The following is an 18,490-nucleotide window of genomic DNA, read 5'->3' as shown; positions in this document are numbered from 1 at the left end:
GAGTGACATGACGGAACCCTATCTTCGATTCGACGGCATCAGCGTGGTCTTCCCCGGCGTGCGCGCGCTGGACAAGGTCAGCTTCGGTGCCCACGCCGGCCAGGTGCATGCCCTGATGGGCGAGAACGGTGCCGGCAAGTCGACCCTGCTCAAGGTGCTCAGCGGCGTCAACCGGGTCAGCGAAGGGGCGCTGTGGATCGATGGCGAGCGCCATGTGTTCGCCAACGCCCGCGAGGCACTCGGCCAGGGCATCGCGATCATCTACCAGGAGCTGACGCTGGCGCCCAACATGTCGGTGGCCGAGAACCTCCTGCTCGGCCAGCTGCCGGCCCATCATGGCTTCATCGACCGGCGGCGGCTGCGTGAGCGGGCGATGCGCATGCTCGAGGAGCTCGGTGAAGGGAACATTCACCCTTCGACCAAGGTGCGCGACCTCTCCATCGGCCAGCAGCAGATGATCGAGATCGGCCGCGCGCTGCTGCGCGATGCGCGCATCATCGCCTTCGACGAGCCCACCAGCAGCCTGTCGGTGCAGGAGACGCGTCAGCTCAAGCGCATCGTCACGCGCCTGCGTGACGAGGGGCGCGTGGTGCTCTACGTCACCCACCGCATGGAGGAGGTGTTCGACATGTGCGACGCCGTCACCGTGTTTCGCGACGGCCGGCACATTCGCACCCACGACAGCCTCGATGCGCTGGATCACGACACCCTGGTCAGCGAGATGGTCGGCCGCGATATCGAGGACGTCTACGGCTACCGCGAGCGCGAGCGGGGCGAGGTGATGCTCGAGATCGCCGGGCTCGAGGGCAAGGGGCTCAGGGCGCCGGTCAGTCTCGCGGTGAGGCGCGGCGAGGTCTTCGGCCTGTTCGGCCTGGTCGGTGCGGGGCGCAGCGAACTGATGCGGCTGGTGTGCGGCGCCGAGACCGCCACGGCAGGCGAGGTGCGCTTCCAGGGCGAGGCGCGGCGCTTCGCCAGCCCCGGAGAGGCGATCCGCGTGGGCATCGCCATGTGCCCCGAGGATCGCAAGTCGCAGGGCATCTTTCCGGTCGCCAGCGTCGCCGACAACCTCAACATCAGCTGCCGGCGCTTCTTCAGGCGCTGGGGGCTGCTGCGCGACCCGCGCCGCGAGCGGGCCAACGCCGAGGACTACATCCGGCGGCTCAGCATCAAGACCCCGGGCCCGCGCACCCGTATCGGCACCCTGTCGGGCGGCAACCAGCAGAAGGTGATACTGGCCCGCTGGCTGGCCGAGGAGATCGATCTGTTCGTGGTGGACGAGCCCACCCGCGGCATCGACGTGGGCGCCCGCCGCGATATCTACACCCTGCTCTTCGAGCTGACCGAGCAGGGCAAGAGCGTGGTGGTGATCTCCAGCGACCTGGCCGAGGTGAGCTCCATCTGCGATCGCATCGGCGTGATGCGCGACGGTGGGCTGATCGACATCGTGCCGCGCGCCGAGGCCACCCAGCAGCGCCTGCTGGGGCTGGCGCTACCCGCCTGACTCTACCGACAAGTCCAATGAAGAGAGATTCGACATGACGACCCACAAACTCGCTGGGGGAGAGGGCAGCACGGCTGCGGTGCCCCCGCGCCAGGGGCTGCCCAAGCCGCTGCGCACCCTGCTCGATACCTCCGGCCTGATCGCCATCTTCCTGATTCTGTTCGTGGCGCTGGCCGTATTCATTCCCGGTTTTCTCACCGGCCGCAACATGGTCGGCCTGCTGCTCTCGATCACGCTGATCGGCACCATCGCCACCACCATGATGATGGTGCTGGCGCTGGGCGAGGTCGACCTGTCGGTAGCCTCCATCGTCGCCTTCGCCGGTGTCGTCGCCGCCGTGGTCACCTCGACCTCGGGCAGCGTGGTGATCGGCGTACTCGGCGGGGTGGCCGCCGGTGGCGCCGTGGGGGCCTTCAACGGCTTCGTGGTGGCGAAATTCGGCATCAATTCGTTGATCGCCACGCTCGCCGCCATGGAGTTCGTGCGCGGCCTGGCCTACATCACGTCCGGCGGCGATGCGGTGATGATCACCGTTCCCGAGTTCTTCGACCTCGGCAGTGCCTCCTTCCTCGGGCTGACCCTGCCGGTGTGGACCATGATCGTCTGCTTCGTGATCTTCGGCGTACTGCTCAACATGACCGCCTTCGGGCGCAACGTGCTCGCCACCGGCGGCAATGCCGAGGCGGCGGCGCTGGCCGGGGTCAACGTGCGCCGCCTCAAGATCATCGTGTTCGGCCTGCAGGGCGTGGTGGCCGGTATCGCCGGCGTGCTGCTCACCTCGCGCATGGGACTCGGCGATCCCAACACCTCGATGGGGTTGGAGCTGGCGGTGATCTCGGCCTGCGTGCTGGGCGGCGTGGCGCTCTCGGGCGGCGTGGCCACCATCACCGGCGTGCTGGTCGGCGTGCTGATCATGGGCTGCGTGCAGAACGCCATGGGCCTGCTCAACGTGCCCACTTTCTATCAGTACCTGGTACGCGGCGCGATCCTGTTGCTGGCGGTGATGTTCGACCGCTGGAAGCAGACCCGACGCCAGCGTGCATGATCCTTCGGTTTCAGGAGACCTCGTATGACCGACCGCAAGCGTCCCTTGCGCAGCGCCCAGTGGTTCGGCACCGCCGACAAGAACGGCTTCATGTACCGCAGCTGGATGAAGAACCAGGGCATTCCGGACCACGAGTTCGAAGGCAAGCCGATCATCGGCATCTGCAACACCTGGTCGGAGCTCACGCCCTGCAACGCGCATTTCCGCAAGCTGGCCGAGCACGTCAAGAAGGGGGTGCTCGAAGCGGGCGGCTATCCGGTGGAGTTTCCGGTGTTCTCCAACGGCGAGTCGCTGCTGCGGCCCACCGCGATGTTCACCCGCAACCTGGCGAGCATGGACGTGGAGGAGTCGATCCGCGGCAACCCGCTGGATGCGGTGGTGCTGCTGGTGGGTTGCGACAAGACCACGCCGGCGCTGCTGATGGGGGCGGCGAGCTGCGATATTCCGACCATCGTGGTCACCGGCGGGCCGATGCTCAACGGCAAGCACGAGGGCAAGGACATCGGTTCGGGCACCGTGGTCTGGCAGCTCTCCGAGCAGGTCAAGGCGGGCAAGATCTCGATCCACGACTTCATGGCCGCCGAGGCCGGCATGTCGCGCTCGGCGGGTACCTGCAACACCATGGGTACCGCCTCGACCATGGCCTGCATGGCCGAGGCGCTGGGCGTTTCATTACCGCATAATGCCGCGATTCCCGCGGTGGATTCCCGGCGCTTCGTGCTGGCGCACCTCTCCGGCAACCGCATCGTCGAGATGGTCGATGAGGACCTGCGCCTCTCCAAGGTACTCACCAAGCAGGCCTTCGAGAATGCCATCCGCACCAATGCCGCCATCGGTGGCTCGACCAACGCCGTGATTCACCTCAAGGCCATCGCCGGGCGCATCGGCGTCGAGCTCGACCTCGACGACTGGAGCCGAATCGGCCGCGGCACGCCGACCATCGTCGACCTGCAGCCGTCGGGGCGCTTCCTGATGGAGGAGTTCTACTATGCCGGCGGGCTGCCCGCGGTGCTGCGCCGGCTGGGCGAGGCCGACCGCCTGCCGCACAAGGAGGCGCTGACGGTCAACGGCAGGACGTTGTGGGACAACGTCAAGGACGCCCCGCTCTACAACGACGAGGTGATTCGCCCGCTGGACAATCCGCTGCGCGAGGATGGCGGCATGTGCGTGCTGCGCGGCAACCTGGCGCCGCGCGGGGCGGTGCTCAAGCCCTCGGCGGCGAGCCCCGAGCTGATGACCCATCGCGGCCGGGCGGTGGTGTTCGAGGATTTCGACGACTACAAGGCGCGTATCAACGATCCCGCTCTCGCGGTCGATGCCAGCAGCGTACTGGTGATGAAGAACTGCGGGCCGCGCGGCTATCACGGCATGGCCGAGGTCGGCAACATGGGGCTGCCGGCGAAGCTGCTCGAACAGGGCGTGACCGATATGGTGCGCATCTCCGATGCCCGCATGAGCGGCACCGCCTACGGTACCGTGGTGCTGCACGTGGCCCCCGAGGCCGCCGCCGGCGGGCCGCTCGCCGCGGTGCGCGACGGCGACTGGATCGAGCTCGACTGCAATGCCGGCATCCTGCACCTGGACATCGGCGCTGCCGAGCTCGAGACGCGCCTGGCCGAGAGCGATCCCACCGCCGGGTCGCGCCGGATCGCCAGCGATGGCGGCTACCGCCAGCTCTACATCGAGCGGGTGCTGCAGGCCGACGAGGGCTGTGACTTCGACTTCCTGGTCGGGTGTCGCGGCGCCGAAGTGCCGAGGCACTCGCATTGAGCCGGCTAGAAGGAGAGCGGCGCCTGGTCGATGGCTCGATGATCCAGTGCGTATGGCGGGGCAGGGCGCAGCTGGGGGAGGGCCCGCTATGGTGTCCCGAGCGAGGGGAGGCCGGCCAACTGCTGTTCGTCGATATCCTGGGGCGTAACCTGAATGTGCATGACTTCGCCAGCGGCAGGACCCGCGGCTGGACGCTCGACGAGGCGTGCTGCTGGCTGGTGTCTCGCGATGACGGTGATGGTTTCATCGCCGGGCTCGCCTCACGTCTGGTGCACCTGCGCCTCGGCGATGACGGCCCGCGTATCGCCGGCGCCTGGGCCACGCCCGAGGAGCCGGCGGGCAATCGCTTCAACGATGCGAGCGTCGATGGCCGCGGCCGGCTGTGGTTCGGCTCGATGAACGGCGGCAAGCCGGGCCGGGGGGTGCTGTATTGCCTCGAAGGGGCTTCGTTGCGCCAGGTCGATGACGGTTACGGCGTCGCCAACGGCCCCGCCGTCAGCCCCGACGGCACGACGCTCTATCACAGCGATACGGCAGCCGGCATCGTCTATGCCTTCGATCTCTCGCCGCGGGGCGAGCTTTCCAACAAGCGGGAGCACCTGCGCTTCCCCGGTACCCAGGGGTACCCGGACGGCATGACCTGCGACGCCGAAGGTGGCCTGTGGGTCGCCCACTGGGGCGGCGGGCGAGTCAGCCGCTTTCGGCCCGACGGGACGCTGGACGAAACCCTGATCCTGCCGGCCTCGCGGGTGACGTCCTGCACCTTTGGTGGCCCCGAGCTGGACCAGCTCTACATCACCACCGCGGCCGTCGAGCGCGACCAGGAAACCCTGGCGGGAGGATTGTTCCGCGTCAGCCCGGGCGTGCGGGGCCTGGCGTCACCGGCGTTCGTGGCGTAGCGCCTCGTGCTAGGCAGGCTCCAGCCAGCTGCCCAGCGTGCCGTCGCCGGGCTCGATGCCCAGCGCCTCGGCAGTGCCCTGGAGCACGTCCCGGGCGGCCAGGAAGGCCTCGCGGGGGCGGCGGGCGCGAATCGCCTCCATCACCCGGCGGTGGTGCTCGAAGCTGGCATCCGGGTCGGCGGTGCTGGCGTTGGAGGTCTCCACCAGCAAGTGGATCGAGGGGCGCAGGATATGCGAGAGCTGTGCCCAGACGATGTTGTGGCTGGCCTTGAAGATGGCCACGTGAAAGGCGACGTCATGGTCGCTGTAGAGGCGCCGTTCCTCGGTACTCGCGGCATGCAGGTAGCGGTTCATGCCCTCGAGCGCCTCCTCGATGGCCACCAGGTCGCGCGCCTTGGCGCGCTTCGCCGCGGTCATCGCCACGTAGGGCTCGACGTCCAGGCGGAAGGCCAGGATCTCGCGCTGGATGCGCGGGTTGGGTGAGGCATAGCGGGTCATCCACTCGGTCACCGATGGATCGAGGATGTTCCACTCCTCGTAGTCGCGCACCTTGGAGCCGTGGCCGGATATCCGCGCGATGATGCCGACATCGACCAACTGGCGCAGGTCGCTTCTCACCGCCGAGCGATTGATGGCGAACTGCTCACAGAGGTCGATCTCCTTGGGGACGAAGTCGCCGGGCTGGTAGCGCCCGGAAAAGATGGCTTCGGCGAGGTACTCCACCACGCTGGGGCGGGCGGGCTTAGGGGGGCGCTTCGACGGTGTAACGGTCATGGCGATTCATGTCGATGATTTGTCACACAACGTGCCATATGTTCAACATATAGGCAATCCTGCCTAGGTCGCAATGATAGGGCCGAAGAACGCCTTGTCATTGCGACCTGGGCAGCCTGGCCACCACCGCCGGCAACTCGCTGGCGTGGCGGATGGCGATGGCGCCTTCCGGCGTCGCTTCCTCCTCGGGAAAGTGGTTGAGGTGTACCACATGCATGCCGGCCTCGAGCCCGGCGGCGACCCCCACCGCGGCGTCGTCGATCACCACGCAGCGCTCGGGGGGGTGGCCCATCGCCGTGGCGGCCTGGCGGTAGAGCGCCGGGTCGGGCTTCCAGACGTTCAGGGTATAGGCGCTGAACAGGTTGTCGCCGAAATGCGCCGCGAGGGCTGCGCTCTCCATGGCGCAGCGGATCTTGCGCTCGGGGCCGTTGGAGACCACCGCCTTGGGATGGGCGGCCAGGAGCTCCAGGGCCGCCGGCATGCCGGCGATGGGCTGGAGCTCGGCGCGCATGCGCCGCTCCATCAGGCCGCGCATCTCGTCCTCCATCAGCGGGAAGTGCCCGTCGACCAGGGCGCCGTGGCGTGCTTCCAGGGTCTCGATGATGGTCCGGAAGCGTACGCCGCGAAATTCCGCCATGTACTGCCGGGCGGAGAAGGGCAGGCCGAAGGCCGGCAGTATCTCCCCCATCACCTCGGCGAGCAGGATCTCGCTGTCGACCAGGGTACCGTCGGAGTCGAAGAGCAGGCAGAGCGGTGGGGTCATGCGGGCCTCCAGGCGTCTTCGTTGACCAGGCTGATGGGGCGCTCGCCGCGCAGCGCCAGGGCGAGGTTGTCCACCGCCCGCTGGGCCATGGCGGTGCGGGTCTCGTGGGTCGCCGAGCCGATATGCGGCAGGGCCACCACATTGGGCATGTGGGGCAGCGGCGACTCCGGCGACAGCGGTTCCTGCTCGTAGACATCGAGGCCGGCGGCGCGGATGCGCCCCATCTCCAGGGCCTCGATCAACGCCGCCTCGTCGACCACCGGGCCGCGGGCGATATTGACCAGGATCGCCGAGGGCTTCATGCGCGCGAGCTGGTGGGCGCCGATCAGGTGGTGGGTGGCCTCGCTGAGGGGCACGGTGACGCAGACGAAATCGGCCTCGGCGAGCAGCTCGTCGAGCTCGCGGCGCTCGGCGCCCAGCTCCGCCTCGAGGGCCGGCTTGGGCGAGGCGTTGTAGAGCACCCGCATGCCGAAGCCCAGGCCACCGCGGCGGGCCACGGCGGCGCCGATGCGCCCGCAGCCCACCAGGCCGAGGGTCTTGCCGTGCACGTCGCTGCCGAAGTGCTCGGGACCGATGCTCGCCTGCCAGTCGCCGCGCTTGACGAAGTCGGCCAGTTCCACCACCCGGCGAGCGGTGGCCATGATCAGCGCGAAGCCGGTGTCGGCGGTGGTCTCGGTGAGTACGTCCGGGGTGTTGCAGAGCAGGATGCCGCGCCGGGTCAGCGCCTCGACCGGGTAGTTGTCGTAGCCCACCGAGATGCTGGCGATCGCCTCCAGCCTCGGCGCCTCGTCGAGCAGCTCGGGGGTGATCTTGAGGCTGGAGCCGATCAGGCCGTGGGCCTCGGGCAGGGCGGCGCGGAAGGCCGGGTCGTCGGCCGACTCGAGGCTCGGGAAGGTCTGCACCTCGAACTCGCTGGACAGCTGGGCCAGCTGGGCCGCGTTCAGGCGGCCGTAGGCCAGGATGCGCTTCTTCATGTCGGTCTCCTCACTGCGGGGTGGATTCCAGTGCGTTCAGGCGGACGCGCTCGGGCAGCCCCTCCATGTCGCCGCGCACCCGGACCGCCAGGGCCCCGATCAGGTTGCCGCGTCGCAGGGCCTCGCGGGGCGAGCGGCCATCGAGCAGGGCGCTGATCACACCCACCGCGAAGCCGTCGCCGGCCCCCACGGTGTCCACCACCTCGGCCACCGGCACGCCGGGCACGGTGAAGCTCTCGTCGCCGCCGAGGCTGCCCCGATAGTAGCTGCCCTCCGGGCCCAGCTTGATGATCACCGCCTTGGCCCCCCGCTCCAGGTAGAAGTCGGCGATCGCCTCGGGGGTGTCGCGTCCGGTCAGCAGGCGGCCCTCGGCGAGGCCCGGCAGCACCCAGTCGGTGCGTGTCGCCAGGGCGTTGAGGGTGTCGCGCATCTCGGCCTCGTTCTTCCACAGGCTGGGACGCAGGTTGGGGTCGAAGGAGAGGCTGGCGCCGGCCTGGCGGGCCCGCTCGAGCATCGACTCGGCCAGTTCGCGGCAACTCGGCGAGAGGGCCGGGGGGATGCCGGTGGCGTGCAGGTGGCGCAGCGCCGAGAAGTCGACATCGGCGGCATCGACTGGTGCCAGGTGGCTGGCGGCGCTGCCGCGGCGGAAGTACTCCACGTGGGGATCGACGCCATCCAGGGCGTACTCCTTGAACACCAGGCCGGTGGGGTGATCGGGGTCGACGCGCAGGTGGCGGCAGTCCAGCCCCTCGGCCTCCAGGGCGCGGCGAATGTAGGTGCCGAAGCCGTCGTCGCCGACCCGGCTCAGCCAGCCCACATGGAAGCCCAGGCGGGCCAGGCCGATGGCGACGTTGGTGTCGGCGCCGGCGATGCGGCGCTGGAAGTGCTCGACGGCGGCCAGCTCGCCGGGCTCCTCGGCGACGAACATGGTCATGGCCTCGCCGAAGGCAAGGATCTCGGGGCTGGGTGTTGAAGTGTCGGTCATAGTAGGTCTCGCGGTGTCTAGGAACGGTACCATTCCGTTGTGAGTTGTGGTTATCACCCGAGTCGGGTGGAGCCGCGCGGGATCAGGCTGGCCTGGAAATGCACCCGGCGCGCCGGCGTCGTGGGGTCACCGGCCTCGCGGCGACGCATCAGGCACTCCACCGCGGCGCGGCCGATCGCCTCGGTGGGCTGGGCCAGGGTGGTGATGCCGGGGGCGACCAGCGCGCACCAGTCGAGCTCGTCGATGCCCAGCAGGCCCGTCTCGCCGAGTCGGGCATCGAGGGCCTGCAGGGCACGGGTCGCCGCCAGGGTGGCGTTGCCGTTGCCACAGAGCAGCGCCCTGGGGGCCTCGCCTGGACGGGCCAGGAAGTCGGCGATGGCGCGTTGCAGTGGCTCGCCGTCACCGAGTGCCTGGCAGTGCGCCGTGCCGTCGAGGTCACGCGCTTCGATGCCTTGCCGAAAGCGACTCAGGCGTGCTTGGCGGGGGCTGGCCTGTTCCGGTGGTTCGCTCACATAGAGCAGCTCTCGATAGCCCTGGCCCTGGAGGTGGTCCAGGGCCAGGTCGACGGCCCGGGCGTTGTCGAGCCCCACCACCTCGGCATCGACCTCGCCCAGCTCGCGATCGAGCAGCACCAGGGGAATGCCCTGCTCCACCAGGCCCTGCAGCTCGCGGTCCGGGCTGCCGGCGGCGTTGACCACCAGCCCCTCGACCCGGTAGGCGGCGAGCAGCGCCAGATGGTCCCGCTCCTGGGCCGGGTCGTTGTCGGTGTTGCAGACCAGCAGCGACAGGCCCTGCTCGCGACAGGCCTGCTCCACGCCGTGCATCACCGCCACCGAGAAGGGGTTGCGAATGTCCGCCACCAGCATGCCGATCAGCCGCGAGCGACCGCCCTTGAGTCCCCGGGCCATCTGGTTGGGTCGGTAACCCAGACGTCGGGCGGCCTCGGCGATGCGGCCCTGCAGTTCCCGGGAGAGCCGCTCGCGCTCGCCACCGAAGTAGCGCGACACACTGGTCTTGGAGGCGCCGGCGGCCCTGGCGACCTCGAGGATGGTGGCTCGTCGTGGAAATAGCGTCGTCATGATGCCAGGAGATTCAGATGGGAACGTTCCCATCCTAGTCGCAGTCGGCCCTTCGGGCAAATCCCGGGCTCAGGGGGCGAGCAGCAGGGCCAGGGCCCCGACCAGGTAGCAGGCGATGATGCCGACGCTCTCGAAGCCGATGCGGGCCGGCCCCCGGCGCTGGCGATGGAGCATGCCCACCAGCAGGATGCCGGTCATCAGCAGCGACAGAACGACCCACAGCGCCACCCGGTCGGGGATGGCGTGATACACCGAGCCGCCGCGGTAGGCGATGTCCGCGGCGGCGACGAACAGGACATCGAAGGCGTTGCCGCCGATGATGCCGGCGACCGCCAGGGTCAGGGCGCCGCGGCGCACTGCCGCCACCGAGGTCACCAGCTCGGGCAACGAGGTCACCACGGCGGTCATCAGGGCCCCCACCACCGACTGGCCGAGAGTGGTCTGCTCGGCGATCACCGAGGCGCTGCGCTCGAGCAACCAGCCGCCCACGCCGAGCAAGGTCGCGAGCAGTGCGAAGCCGGTCCACAGGCGCAGCGCCGAGCGCCGCTCGGCCCGTGGATCGGGTACGTCGGCTTGGGTCTCCCGGGTCTGGGCGGGGAGCCACATCGGATGGTCGCGGCTGCGATCCACCAGGCGCAGGCCGAACAGGTAGCCGATCAGCAGCAGCGGGGTGACGGGGTGCACCTGCCATAGGGTCCAGTCCGGGGCGAAACGCCCCACCAGCACCAGGGAGAGCAGGCAGATCAGCAGGCCGCCCTGGAGCAGGTTACCCAGGGAGGCGGCGGCATGCTCCAGGTTGGCACGTCGGTAGGTGAGGTCGGCGATGGTCAGGAACAGGGTCTGCACGGCGATGCCGCCCAGGGCGTTGCTCATCGCCAGGGTCGGGCGATCGGCAAGCGCCGCCGAGACCGATACCACCATGCCCGAAAGCGAGGTAGTCATGCCCAGCAGCACACCGCCGGCGATGGCTTCGCCGAGGCCGGTACGGTCCGCCAGCTCGTCGACGATCCCGGTCAGGCGGGTCCCCGCCACGGCAATCACCATGGCGCACACGGCGAACAGCGGCAGCGCCATGCCGAGCGACAGGTCCGCCATCATATGGCGCTCGCGGCGAGCGGGGCAGGGAGCGGTATGGCCGGGGCTGGCCAGGGCGGCAGGCGGACCGGGAATTCCATGGCGTCTCCGGATCGTCGTCGTGTCCCGATGAGGGTAGCGCTTTCTCGGACCCGCGACAGAGAGGCTCCTCTCCCGCGCGGTGTGCGCCCGGGACCCATGTGTCAGATATCACCACTCGTTCAGCGGGGCTCGGCTGTCATGCCGGATGCCTGGATGTTTTATAATTAATTGATTTTAAGGTTTTTTATTTGATGTTGTCGCCACCTTGGCCCGCTCTCTGCACCTGTCAGGGCGAGCAAGACATGCCGGCCGAGACCTCAGACACGCCAAGTGGCAATCGGCTCCTCACCGGCATGACGCGCGAAGCCTCAGGCTTCACAAGGAAACTCACGTTCAGACTCCATTGGAGGTGCGAACATGATGTCCAAGGAATTCCTCAAGAAACTCGGTATCGTCGGTATCACTTTCGGCCTGGCTGCCAGCCCGTTGGCCTTTGCCGACTTCCATGAGGAAGAGGAACAGGAAGGCGTTCCGCAGGAAGAGCCTGCTCCGAATACTGGCGGTAATGCCGAGGCAGGTGCTGGCCTCGATACCACCACCGAGTACGAGAACGAGGAGCAAGAGTTCGAGTACGAAGAGGAGAATGAAGAGGAAGAGTTCGAGTACGAAGAAGAGAATGAAGAGGAAGAGTGGGAAGAAGAGGATGATGAAGGCCAGGGTTGGTAAGCCCTGACGCTGCCCAGGGAGGGGCAGCGGGTTCTCCCATCGGCTGACGTCGCTGGCGTCAGCCGCCTCGACCGCCTCCGGCCCTGCCGGTGGCGGTTTTTTTTCGTGCCCGCCTGCTGCAGCGGCGGCGCAGGGCCTCGAGGCGATGGGGCTTGATGCGTCCGCTCATCTGAGGCTCCTGGTCGAGTTTCCTGGCCTGGCAGCCAGCCACGAAAAGGGCGGCCATCTGGCCGCCCGATATCCGCTGCGCGAGGGGATCACTTCACCTTGGGATCCAGCTCGCCGCGCGCGTAGCGCTCGAACATCGCCTCGAGGCTGATCGGCTTGATCCTCGAGGCGTTACCGGCGGTGCCGAAGGCCTCGTAGCGCGCGATGCAGACGTCGCGCATGGCGGCCACGGTCTCCTTGAGGTACTTGCGCGGGTCGAACTCGGCGGGGTTCTGGGCCAGGAAGCGACGCACCGCGCCGGTGGAGGCCAGCCGCAGGTCGGTGTCGATGTTGACCTTGCGCACGCCGTGCTTGATGCCCTCGACGATCTCCTCGACCGGCACGCCGTAGGTCTCGGGAATCTCGCCGCCGAATTCGTTGATGATCTCCAGCCACTCCTGGGGTACCGAGGAGGAGCCGTGCATCACCAGGTGGGTGTCGGGGATGCGCTCGTGGATCTCCTTGATGCGCCGGATGGAGAGGGTATCGCCGGTGGGCGGCTTGGTGAACTTGTAGGCGCCGTGGCTGGTGCCGATGGCGATGGCCAGGGCGTCCACCCCGGTCGCCTTGACGAAGTCGGCGGCCTCTTCGGGGTCGGTGAGCAGCTGCTCCATGTCGAGCTTGCCCTCGGCGCCGATGCCGTCTTCCTCGCCGGCCATGCCGGTCTCCAGGCTGCCGAGGCAGCCCAGCTCGCCCTCCACCGAGACGCCGCAGGCGTGGGCCATCTCGACGGTGCGGCGGGTGACGTCGACGTTGTAGTCGTAGTCCATGGGCGTCTTGCCATCCTCGCCCAGCGAGCCGTCCATCATCACCGAGGAGAAGCCGAGCTGGATGGAGCGCTGGCAGACCGCCGGGCTGGTGCCGTGGTCCTGGTGCATCACCACCGGGATGTGCGGAAACTCCTCAACGGCGGCCAGGATCAAGTGGCGCAGGAAGGGAGCCCCGGCGTACTTGCGGGCCCCGGCGGAGGCCTGGACGATGACCGGCGAGTCGGTCGCGTCGGCGGCTTCCATGATGGCGCGCATCTGCTCGAGGTTGTTGACGTTGAAGGCCGGGATGCCGTAGCCGCGCTCGGCGGCGTGGTCGAGCATCTGGCGCATGCTGATCAGTGCCATGAAGTGTCCTGTCTGTGTCTTCGCAATGACGGCGCGGCCGGGGCCACGCCGAATGGGGCGGGGCTTGTGGTGTCTCAGCGAGCGGCGGCGTCTTCGAGGGCCTTCACCGCCGGCAGGGGCTTGCCCTCGACGTACTCGAGGAAGGCGCCGCCGCCGGTGGAGATGTAGGAGACCCGGTCGGCGATGCCGTACTTGTCGATGGCCGCCAGGGTGTCGCCGCCGCCAGCGATGGAGAACGCCGGGCTCTCGGCGATGGCCTTCGAGATCACCTCGGTGCCACGGCCGAACTGGTCGATCTCGAACACGCCCACCGGACCGTTCCACAGGATGGTGCCGGCATCCTTGAGCAGGTCGGCCAGGCGCGCGGCGGTTTCGGGACCGATGTCGAGGATCATCTCGTCGTCGCCCACCTGATCGACGGGCTTGACCACGGCGTCGGCCGATTCGGAGAACTCGGTGGCCACCACCACGTCGCTGGGCAGCGGGATCTCGACCCTCCCCATCAGCTCCCTGGCCTTGTCGATCAGGTCGGCCTCGTGCAGCGACTTGCCGACCTTGTGCCCGGCCGCGGCGATGAAGGTGTTGGCGATGCCGCCGCCGACGATCAGCTGGTCGCACTTCTCGGAGAGCGCATTGAGCACCTCGAGCTTGGTGGAGACCTTGGAGCCACCGACGATGGCGGTCATCGGGCGCCTGGGGGCGGCGAGGGCCTGCTCCAGAGCGTCGAGCTCGGCGGCGAGCAGCGGGCCGGCGCAGGCGGTGGGCGCGAAGCGCGCGACGCCATGGGTGGAGGCCTGGGCGCGGTGGGCGGTGCCGAAGGCGTCCATCACGAAGACGTCGCACAGCGCGGCGTACTGCTTCGCCAGCGTCTCGTCGTCCTTCTTCTCGCCCGCGTTGAAGCGCACGTTCTCGAGCAGCACCACCTCGCCGTCGGCCAGGTCCAGGGCGGCGCCCAGGTAGTCCCTGACCAGGGTGACCGGGCGACCGAGCAGTTCGCCGAGGTGCTCGGCCACCGGGGCCAGCGAGAACTCCTCGGCCGGCTCGCCCTCGGTGGGGCGGCCCAGATGGCTCATCAGCATCACCTTGGCGCCGGCGTCCTGGGCCGCCTGGATGGTCGGCAGCGCGGCGCGCAGGCGGGCGTCGCTGGTCACCTTGCCGTGCTTGACGGGCACGTTCAGGTCCTCGCGGATCAGCACGCGCTGGCCGCTGAGGTCGAGGTCGGTCATCTTGTGCACGTTCATCGGGGCGTCTTCCTCATCTGGAGAAACCGAAGCAGGGTCATCGAAGCAGAATCATGGGGCGGCCGGGGGCATGGCGGCCAGGCGCCGGCTCACGTCGAGCATGCGGTTGGCGAAGCCCCACTCGTTGTCGAACCAGCACAGCAGCTTGATCAGGCGGTCTCCCGCCACCCGGGTCTGGGTGGCGTCCACGATACCGGAGCGTGGATCGTGGTTGAAGTCGATGGAGGCCATGGGCTCCTCGGTATAGCCGAGCAGCCCGGCCAGCCGCCCGCGGCTCGCGGTGTGCAGCAGGGTGTTGACCTCGGCGGCGCTGGTGTCGCGCCGCACGCAGATCGACAGGTCCATGGCCGAGACATTGATGGTCGGCACGCGCATGTGCAGGCACTCGAAGCGCCCGGCCAGGTGCGGCATCAGGCGATTGATGCCGCGTGCCAGGCTGGTGTCCACCGGCACGATGGAGTGCATCGCCGAGCGGGTCAGGCGCAGGTCGGTGTGGTGGTAGGCGTCGATCACCGGCTGGTCGTTCATCGCCGAGTGCACGGTGGTGGTCACGCCGTGCTCCACCCCCAGCGCCTCGTCGAGCACGGTGAGCACCGGCACCAGGCAGTTGGTGGTACAGGAGGCCGCCGAGACGATGCGGTGGCCAGGCTCGAGCTCGTGATCGTTGATACCGGTAACGATGGTGGCGTCGACGTCGCTCTCCGCCGGCTGGGAGAACAGCAGCCGGCCGGCGCCGGCCGCCAGGTGACGTTCGGCGGTGGCGCGGTCCTTGAAGCTGCCCGAGCACTCGAGCACCAGATCGATGCCGAGCTCGGCCCAGGGCAGTTTCGTGGGGTCGGACTCGGAGAGCAGGCGGATCGCCCGGCCGTTGACCACCAGCTGGTCGCCCTCGACCTCCACCCGGCCGGGGAAGCGGCCATGGGTGGTGTCGTAGCGGGTCAGGTAGGCGATGGTGGCCAGGTCGGAGAGCTCGTTGATCGCCACGAGTTCGAGTTCCGGCTCACGCTCCGGCTCGATGCGTTCGACGAGCGCGCGCAGCACGCACTGGCCGATGCGGCCGTAACCGTTGATGGCGATACGATGGGCCATGGTGGTGGCGGAGTCTCCCGGAGCCGTGAAACACGAACCGGCGATTCTAGCGCATTTCCGGCCGGCAGGCCCACTGGTCGAGCCGCGAAACTCGGCATCGGCCATGACGCGCTCGTCACGCCGCGAGCGGTGTCGGGCTCCGTGGAGGGGGCGGAAAAATTTGCTCGGGAGGCACTTGAAACGCCACCGAGCGTTCCTATGTTGCAGATTACGGGGGCCTTGTCGGCCCCGGCATGGCCCCTTCCGACAACCTGTCTTCAGCAGGAGGTGGTTGCTATGTTCGACGATCTCAGGCGTTTCGATACCGGCCCGTTCCAGGGGCTGGACTGGTTCCGGCAACTGATGGACGAGTTCTTGCCGGAAGGTGGCGTCGCGGATATCCGTGCGGTACCGCGGGGCAGCTATCCGATGATCAATGTCGGTCGCACCGACGACGCGGTGCGTGTCTATGTGTTTGCCGCGGGGCTTTCACCCCACGACCTCGAGATCAGCCTCCAGGACAATGTGCTGACCCTGCGGGGCAAGCGCGAGGCGCTGCCGCCCGAATCGGAAGGCGAGAGTCGGCGTCCCTACTTCCGTCGCGAGCGATTCGACGGCGAGTTTGCCCGCTCCATCGCGCTGCCCGAGGGACTGGATGCCGACCTCTCCGAGGCGCGTTTCCACGACGGGATCTTCGAGATTCACTTGCCCAAACGCGAGGAACTCAAGCCGCGGCGTATCGAGATCAAGGCGGCATGACGCGAGAGAGATAAGGAGGTGATCTGTCATGAGTGATGTCACCAAACGTGAAGAAACTCGGGAGCTTACCACCCCCGAGCAGCGCGAACCCGCCATGCTGCCGCCGGTGGACATCTACGAGGAGGGCAATGCCCTGCATCTGTTGGCCGATCTGCCGGGGGTGAAACGGGAGTCGCTGAGTATCGAGGTGGACAACAATGTGTTGAGCCTCGAGGGCGAGATCCAGGTCGACATGCCCGAAGGCATCTCCGCGACCTATGCCGAGGTGCGGGCACAGCGCTTCGCGCGCCGCTTCACGCTGAGCCACGAGATCGACGGCGACGCCATCGAAGCGCGCGTCGACAACGGCGTCCTCCATCTGGTGCTGCCGAAGAAGGATTCCCACCGGACTCGGCGCATCGAGATCCAGGCGGCCTGAGCGACCGCTAGCCGTCGAGCGCCCACTCCACGCGGGTGGGCGCTCCCGTTTGCAAGGTCGGCATCCGCTCGGTAGGGTCCTACACTACGCTGGGAATAGCGTCTTCGATGACCCAAGGAGAGGAACGACATGACCGATATCGCCAAGCTGCTGGGCGACGAGGCCGACGACCTGCTCGGCCACGTCTGCACCGGCTTCCCGCAAGAGCGCCTCCACCTGCCCGGGGCGGACTTCATCGACCGGGTGATGGCCGACAGCGACCGCCGGCCCAATGTCCTGCGCAACATGCAGGCGCTGTTCGACCATGGCCGGCTGGCCGGCACCGGCTACCTCAGCATCCTGCCGGTGGACCAGGGCATCGAGCACTCGGCCGGGGCCTCCTTCGCCCCCAATCCGATCTATTTCGACCCGGCCAACATCGTCGAGCTGGCGATCGAGGGGGGCTGCAACGCCGTGGCCTCGACCCTGGGCGGGCTCGCCTCGGTGGCGCGGCGCTACGCCCACCGGATCCCGATGCTGCTCAAGCTCAACCACAACGAGACCCTGACCTACCCGGCGGTATACGACCAGACGCTGTTCGCCCAGGTCGAGCAGGCCTTCGAGATGGGCTGCGTGGCGGTGGGGGCGACCATCTACTACGGTTCGCCGGAGAGCCGTCGCCAGATCATGGAGGTCAGCGAGGCCTTCGAGCGCGCCCACGAACTGGGCATGGTCACGGTGCTGTGGTCCTACCTGCGCAACCCGGCCTTCAAGAAGGATGGCACCGACTATCACGTCGCCTCGGACCTCACCGGCCAGGCGATCCACATGGCCGCCACCATCAAGGCCGATATCGTCAAGCAGAAGCTGCCCGAGACCAATGGCGGCTATCGTGCCATCGGCTTCGGCCACACTCACGACAAGGTCTACAGCGAGCTGACCTCGGACCACCCCATCGACCTGGCCCGCTACCAGGTGGCCAACTGTTACATGGGGCGCGCCGGGCTGATCAATTCGGGGGGGGCCTCCAGCGGTGCCGGCGACCTGACCCAGGCGGTGCGCACCGCAGTGATCAACAAGCGTGCCGGCGGCATGGGGCTGATCTCCGGGCGCAAGGCGTTCCAGAAGCCCATGGCCGAGGGCGTCGAACTGCTCAATGCCATCCAGGACGTCTACCTGTCGAAGGACGTCACCATCGCCTGAGGCAAGGTCCGGAAACATGAAAAGGGCACGGCCTGGCGGCCGTGCCCTTTCTTCATTACCGGCTGTCCGCGATCAGGCGTCGAGCAGCTCGTTGGCCTGCTTGACGACGTTGCCGACGGTGAAGCCGAAGTGCTTGAACAGGTCGCCGGCCGGGGCCGACTCGCCGTAGGTGGTCATGCCGACCACCCGGCCGTCGAGGCCCACGTACTTGTACCAGGCGTCGACGTGGCCGGCCTCGATGGCGAGCCGCGCGGTCACCGCCCTCGGCAGCACGCGCTCGCGGTACTCGGCGTCCTGGGCGTCGAAGCGGTCGGTGGACGGCATCGACACCACGCGCACCGCACGGCCGGCCTGCGCGAGCTCGGCGGCGGCGTCCATGGCCAGGCCGACCTCGGCGCCGGTGGCGATCAGGATCAGCTCGGGGGTGCCGTCGCCGTCCTTCAGCACGTAGCCGCCGCGCTGGATATTGGCCAGCTGCTGCTTGTCGCGGGCCTGGTGAGGCAGGGTCTGGCGCGACAGCACCAGGGCGGTGGGGCCGGCCTGGCGCTTGAGGGCGGCATCCCAGGCGGCGGCGGTCTCCACGGCGTCGCAGGGGCGCCAGGTGGCGAGGTTGGGCGTCGCGCGCAGGGTGGTGAGCTGCTCGATGGGCTGGTGGGTGGGGCCGTCCTCGCCCAGGCCGATGGAGTCGTGGGTGAAGACGTAGATCGCCCGGGTGCCCATCAGCGCGGCCATGCGCACGGCGTTGCGCATGTACTCCATGAAGATCAGGAAGGTGGCGCCGTAGGGCACGAAGCCGCCGTGCAGGGCGATGCCGTTCATGATCGCGCCCATGCCGAACTCGCGCACCCCGTAGTGCAGGTAGTTGCCG

General features: G+C 68.2%; 18 protein-coding genes. 8 read left to right on the top strand and 10 right to left on the bottom strand.

The window, feature by feature from the left end; all coding sequences use genetic code 11:
- Positions 1-7 precede the first annotated feature (7 nt).
- Genes araG through QLQ85_RS07175 form a run of 4 tightly spaced genes read left to right on the top strand, consistent with a single transcriptional unit; the run spans position 8 to position 5,215 of the window.
- Positions 8-1,501, top strand: coding sequence for an L-arabinose ABC transporter ATP-binding protein AraG (gene araG / locus QLQ85_RS07190; RefSeq protein ID WP_282738364.1), 1,494 nt, complete (start codon positions 8-10; stop codon positions 1,499-1,501).
- 34 nt (positions 1,502-1,535) lie between these two features.
- Positions 1,536-2,546: an L-arabinose ABC transporter permease AraH gene (araH, locus tag QLQ85_RS07185; RefSeq protein ID WP_282738363.1), complete on the top strand. Its 1,011-nt coding sequence runs from the start codon at positions 1,536-1,538 to the stop codon at positions 2,544-2,546.
- Positions 2,547-2,570: 24 nt separating this feature from the next.
- Positions 2,571-4,316: an IlvD/Edd family dehydratase gene (locus QLQ85_RS07180; RefSeq protein ID WP_282738362.1), complete on the top strand. Its 1,746-nt coding sequence runs from the start codon at positions 2,571-2,573 to the stop codon at positions 4,314-4,316.
- Entirely contained in the window at positions 4,313-5,215 is a 903-nt protein-coding gene (locus tag QLQ85_RS07175; protein ID WP_282738361.1) for an SMP-30/gluconolactonase/LRE family protein, read from the top strand. Before QLQ85_RS07180 ends, QLQ85_RS07175 begins: the two co-directional genes overlap by 4 nt.
- A 9-nt stretch (positions 5,216-5,224) precedes the next feature.
- Here the strand turns inward: QLQ85_RS07175 and QLQ85_RS07170 are convergent, their stop codons facing one another.
- From QLQ85_RS07170 to QLQ85_RS07145, 6 genes are all read right to left on the bottom strand, one after another.
- Positions 5,225-5,989, bottom strand: a complete 765-nt coding sequence (locus QLQ85_RS07170; RefSeq protein ID WP_282720973.1) for a FadR/GntR family transcriptional regulator — start codon at positions 5,987-5,989, stop codon at positions 5,225-5,227.
- A 97-nt stretch (positions 5,990-6,086) separates the two neighbouring features.
- On the bottom strand, positions 6,087-6,752 hold the full coding sequence (locus QLQ85_RS07165; RefSeq protein WP_282738360.1) for an HAD-IA family hydrolase: 666 nt from the start codon (positions 6,750-6,752) through the stop codon (positions 6,087-6,089).
- Positions 6,749-7,726 carry a 2-hydroxyacid dehydrogenase gene (locus tag QLQ85_RS07160; protein ID WP_282738359.1) on the bottom strand — a complete coding sequence of 326 codons (978 nt, stop codon included), beginning with the start codon at positions 7,724-7,726 and terminating at the stop codon, positions 6,749-6,751. The genes QLQ85_RS07165 and QLQ85_RS07160 overlap by 4 nt, the downstream gene beginning before the upstream one ends.
- 10 nt (positions 7,727-7,736) lie before the next feature.
- Positions 7,737-8,711 carry a sugar kinase gene (locus QLQ85_RS07155; RefSeq protein WP_282738358.1) on the bottom strand — a complete coding sequence of 325 codons (975 nt, stop codon included), beginning with the start codon at positions 8,709-8,711 and terminating at the stop codon, positions 7,737-7,739.
- Positions 8,712-8,764: 53 nt separating this feature from the next.
- Positions 8,765-9,790, bottom strand: a complete 1,026-nt coding sequence (locus tag QLQ85_RS07150) for a LacI family DNA-binding transcriptional regulator (RefSeq protein ID WP_282738357.1) — start codon at positions 9,788-9,790, stop codon at positions 8,765-8,767.
- Between the two features lie 69 nt (positions 9,791-9,859).
- Complete coding sequence (locus QLQ85_RS07145; RefSeq protein ID WP_282738356.1) at positions 9,860-10,888, bottom strand: sodium:calcium antiporter; 1,029 nt, start codon at positions 10,886-10,888, stop codon at positions 9,860-9,862.
- Between the two features lie 435 nt (positions 10,889-11,323).
- On the opposite strand from QLQ85_RS07145, the gene QLQ85_RS07140 reads away from it, so the two are divergent.
- Complete coding sequence (locus QLQ85_RS07140) at positions 11,324-11,632, top strand: hypothetical protein (protein WP_282738355.1); 309 nt, start codon at positions 11,324-11,326, stop codon at positions 11,630-11,632.
- 257 nt (positions 11,633-11,889) lie between these two features.
- Here the strand turns inward: QLQ85_RS07140 and fba are convergent, their stop codons facing one another.
- The 3 genes from fba to QLQ85_RS07125 form a co-directional block, all read right to left on the bottom strand.
- Positions 11,890-12,954, bottom strand: a complete 1,065-nt coding sequence (gene fba, locus QLQ85_RS07135; RefSeq protein ID WP_282738354.1) for a class II fructose-bisphosphate aldolase — start codon at positions 12,952-12,954, stop codon at positions 11,890-11,892.
- 74 nt (positions 12,955-13,028) lie between these two features.
- Positions 13,029-14,195 carry a phosphoglycerate kinase gene (locus QLQ85_RS07130; RefSeq protein ID WP_282738353.1) on the bottom strand — a complete coding sequence of 389 codons (1,167 nt, stop codon included), beginning with the start codon at positions 14,193-14,195 and terminating at the stop codon, positions 13,029-13,031.
- A gap of 51 nt (positions 14,196-14,246) precedes the next feature.
- Positions 14,247-15,284 carry a type I glyceraldehyde-3-phosphate dehydrogenase gene (locus tag QLQ85_RS07125; RefSeq protein ID WP_282738352.1) on the bottom strand — a complete coding sequence of 346 codons (1,038 nt, stop codon included), beginning with the start codon at positions 15,282-15,284 and terminating at the stop codon, positions 14,247-14,249.
- 276 nt (positions 15,285-15,560) lie between these two features.
- Between QLQ85_RS07125 and QLQ85_RS07120 the strand changes: the two genes are divergently transcribed.
- The 3 genes from QLQ85_RS07120 to QLQ85_RS07110 all read left to right on the top strand — a co-directional run bounded on the left by QLQ85_RS07120 (position 15,561) and on the right by QLQ85_RS07110 (position 17,622).
- Positions 15,561-16,022, top strand: a complete 462-nt coding sequence (locus QLQ85_RS07120; RefSeq protein ID WP_282738351.1) for an Hsp20/alpha crystallin family protein — start codon at positions 15,561-15,563, stop codon at positions 16,020-16,022.
- Positions 16,023-16,050: 28 nt separating this feature from the next.
- Entirely contained in the window at positions 16,051-16,440 is a 390-nt protein-coding gene (locus tag QLQ85_RS07115; protein ID WP_282738350.1) for an Hsp20/alpha crystallin family protein, read from the top strand.
- A gap of 129 nt (positions 16,441-16,569) precedes the next feature.
- Positions 16,570-17,622, top strand: coding sequence for a class I fructose-bisphosphate aldolase (locus QLQ85_RS07110; protein ID WP_282720962.1), 1,053 nt, complete (start codon positions 16,570-16,572; stop codon positions 17,620-17,622).
- Positions 17,623-17,694: 72 nt separating this feature from the next.
- Here the strand turns inward: QLQ85_RS07110 and QLQ85_RS07105 are convergent.
- A partial coding sequence (locus tag QLQ85_RS07105; RefSeq protein ID WP_282738349.1) for a transketolase family protein occupies positions 17,695-18,490 on the bottom strand: 796 nt, incomplete at its 5' end.

It is taken from the genome of Halomonas kalidii, assembly GCF_030010475.1.
GTDB classification, from domain to species: domain Bacteria; phylum Pseudomonadota; class Gammaproteobacteria; order Pseudomonadales; family Halomonadaceae; genus Halomonas; species Halomonas heilongjiangensis.
Note: the sequence above shows the minus strand (reverse complement) of the source record. Positions and strands in the feature narration are given on the sequence as shown.

Coding starts and splice junctions, on each gene's coding strand:
- araG (WP_282738364.1), top strand. CDS start 8: ATGACGGAACCCTATCTTCGATTCGACGGCATCAGCGTGGTCTTCCCC.
- araH (WP_282738363.1), top strand. CDS start 1,536: ATGACGACCCACAAACTCGCTGGGGGAGAGGGCAGCACGGCTGCGGTG.
- QLQ85_RS07180 (WP_282738362.1), top strand. CDS start 2,571: ATGACCGACCGCAAGCGTCCCTTGCGCAGCGCCCAGTGGTTCGGCACC.
- QLQ85_RS07170 (WP_282720973.1), bottom strand. CDS start 5,989: ATGACCGTTACACCGTCGAAGCGCCCCCCTAAGCCCGCCCGCCCCAGC.
- QLQ85_RS07165 (WP_282738360.1), bottom strand. CDS start 6,752: ATGACCCCACCGCTCTGCCTGCTCTTCGACTCCGACGGTACCCTGGTC.
- QLQ85_RS07160 (WP_282738359.1), bottom strand. CDS start 7,726: ATGAAGAAGCGCATCCTGGCCTACGGCCGCCTGAACGCGGCCCAGCTG.
- QLQ85_RS07155 (WP_282738358.1), bottom strand. CDS start 8,711: ATGACCGACACTTCAACACCCAGCCCCGAGATCCTTGCCTTCGGCGAG.
- QLQ85_RS07150 (WP_282738357.1), bottom strand. CDS start 9,790: ATGACGACGCTATTTCCACGACGAGCCACCATCCTCGAGGTCGCCAGG.
- QLQ85_RS07145 (WP_282738356.1), bottom strand. CDS start 10,888: ATGATGGCGGACCTGTCGCTCGGCATGGCGCTGCCGCTGTTCGCCGTG.
- QLQ85_RS07140 (WP_282738355.1), top strand. CDS start 11,324: ATGATGTCCAAGGAATTCCTCAAGAAACTCGGTATCGTCGGTATCACT.
- fba (WP_282738354.1), bottom strand. CDS start 12,954: ATGGCACTGATCAGCATGCGCCAGATGCTCGACCACGCCGCCGAGCGC.
- QLQ85_RS07130 (WP_282738353.1), bottom strand. CDS start 14,195: ATGAACGTGCACAAGATGACCGACCTCGACCTCAGCGGCCAGCGCGTG.
- QLQ85_RS07125 (WP_282738352.1), bottom strand. CDS start 15,284: ATGGCCCATCGTATCGCCATCAACGGTTACGGCCGCATCGGCCAGTGC.
- QLQ85_RS07120 (WP_282738351.1), top strand. CDS start 15,561: ATGTTCGACGATCTCAGGCGTTTCGATACCGGCCCGTTCCAGGGGCTG.
- QLQ85_RS07115 (WP_282738350.1), top strand. CDS start 16,051: ATGAGTGATGTCACCAAACGTGAAGAAACTCGGGAGCTTACCACCCCC.
- QLQ85_RS07110 (WP_282720962.1), top strand. CDS start 16,570: ATGACCGATATCGCCAAGCTGCTGGGCGACGAGGCCGACGACCTGCTC.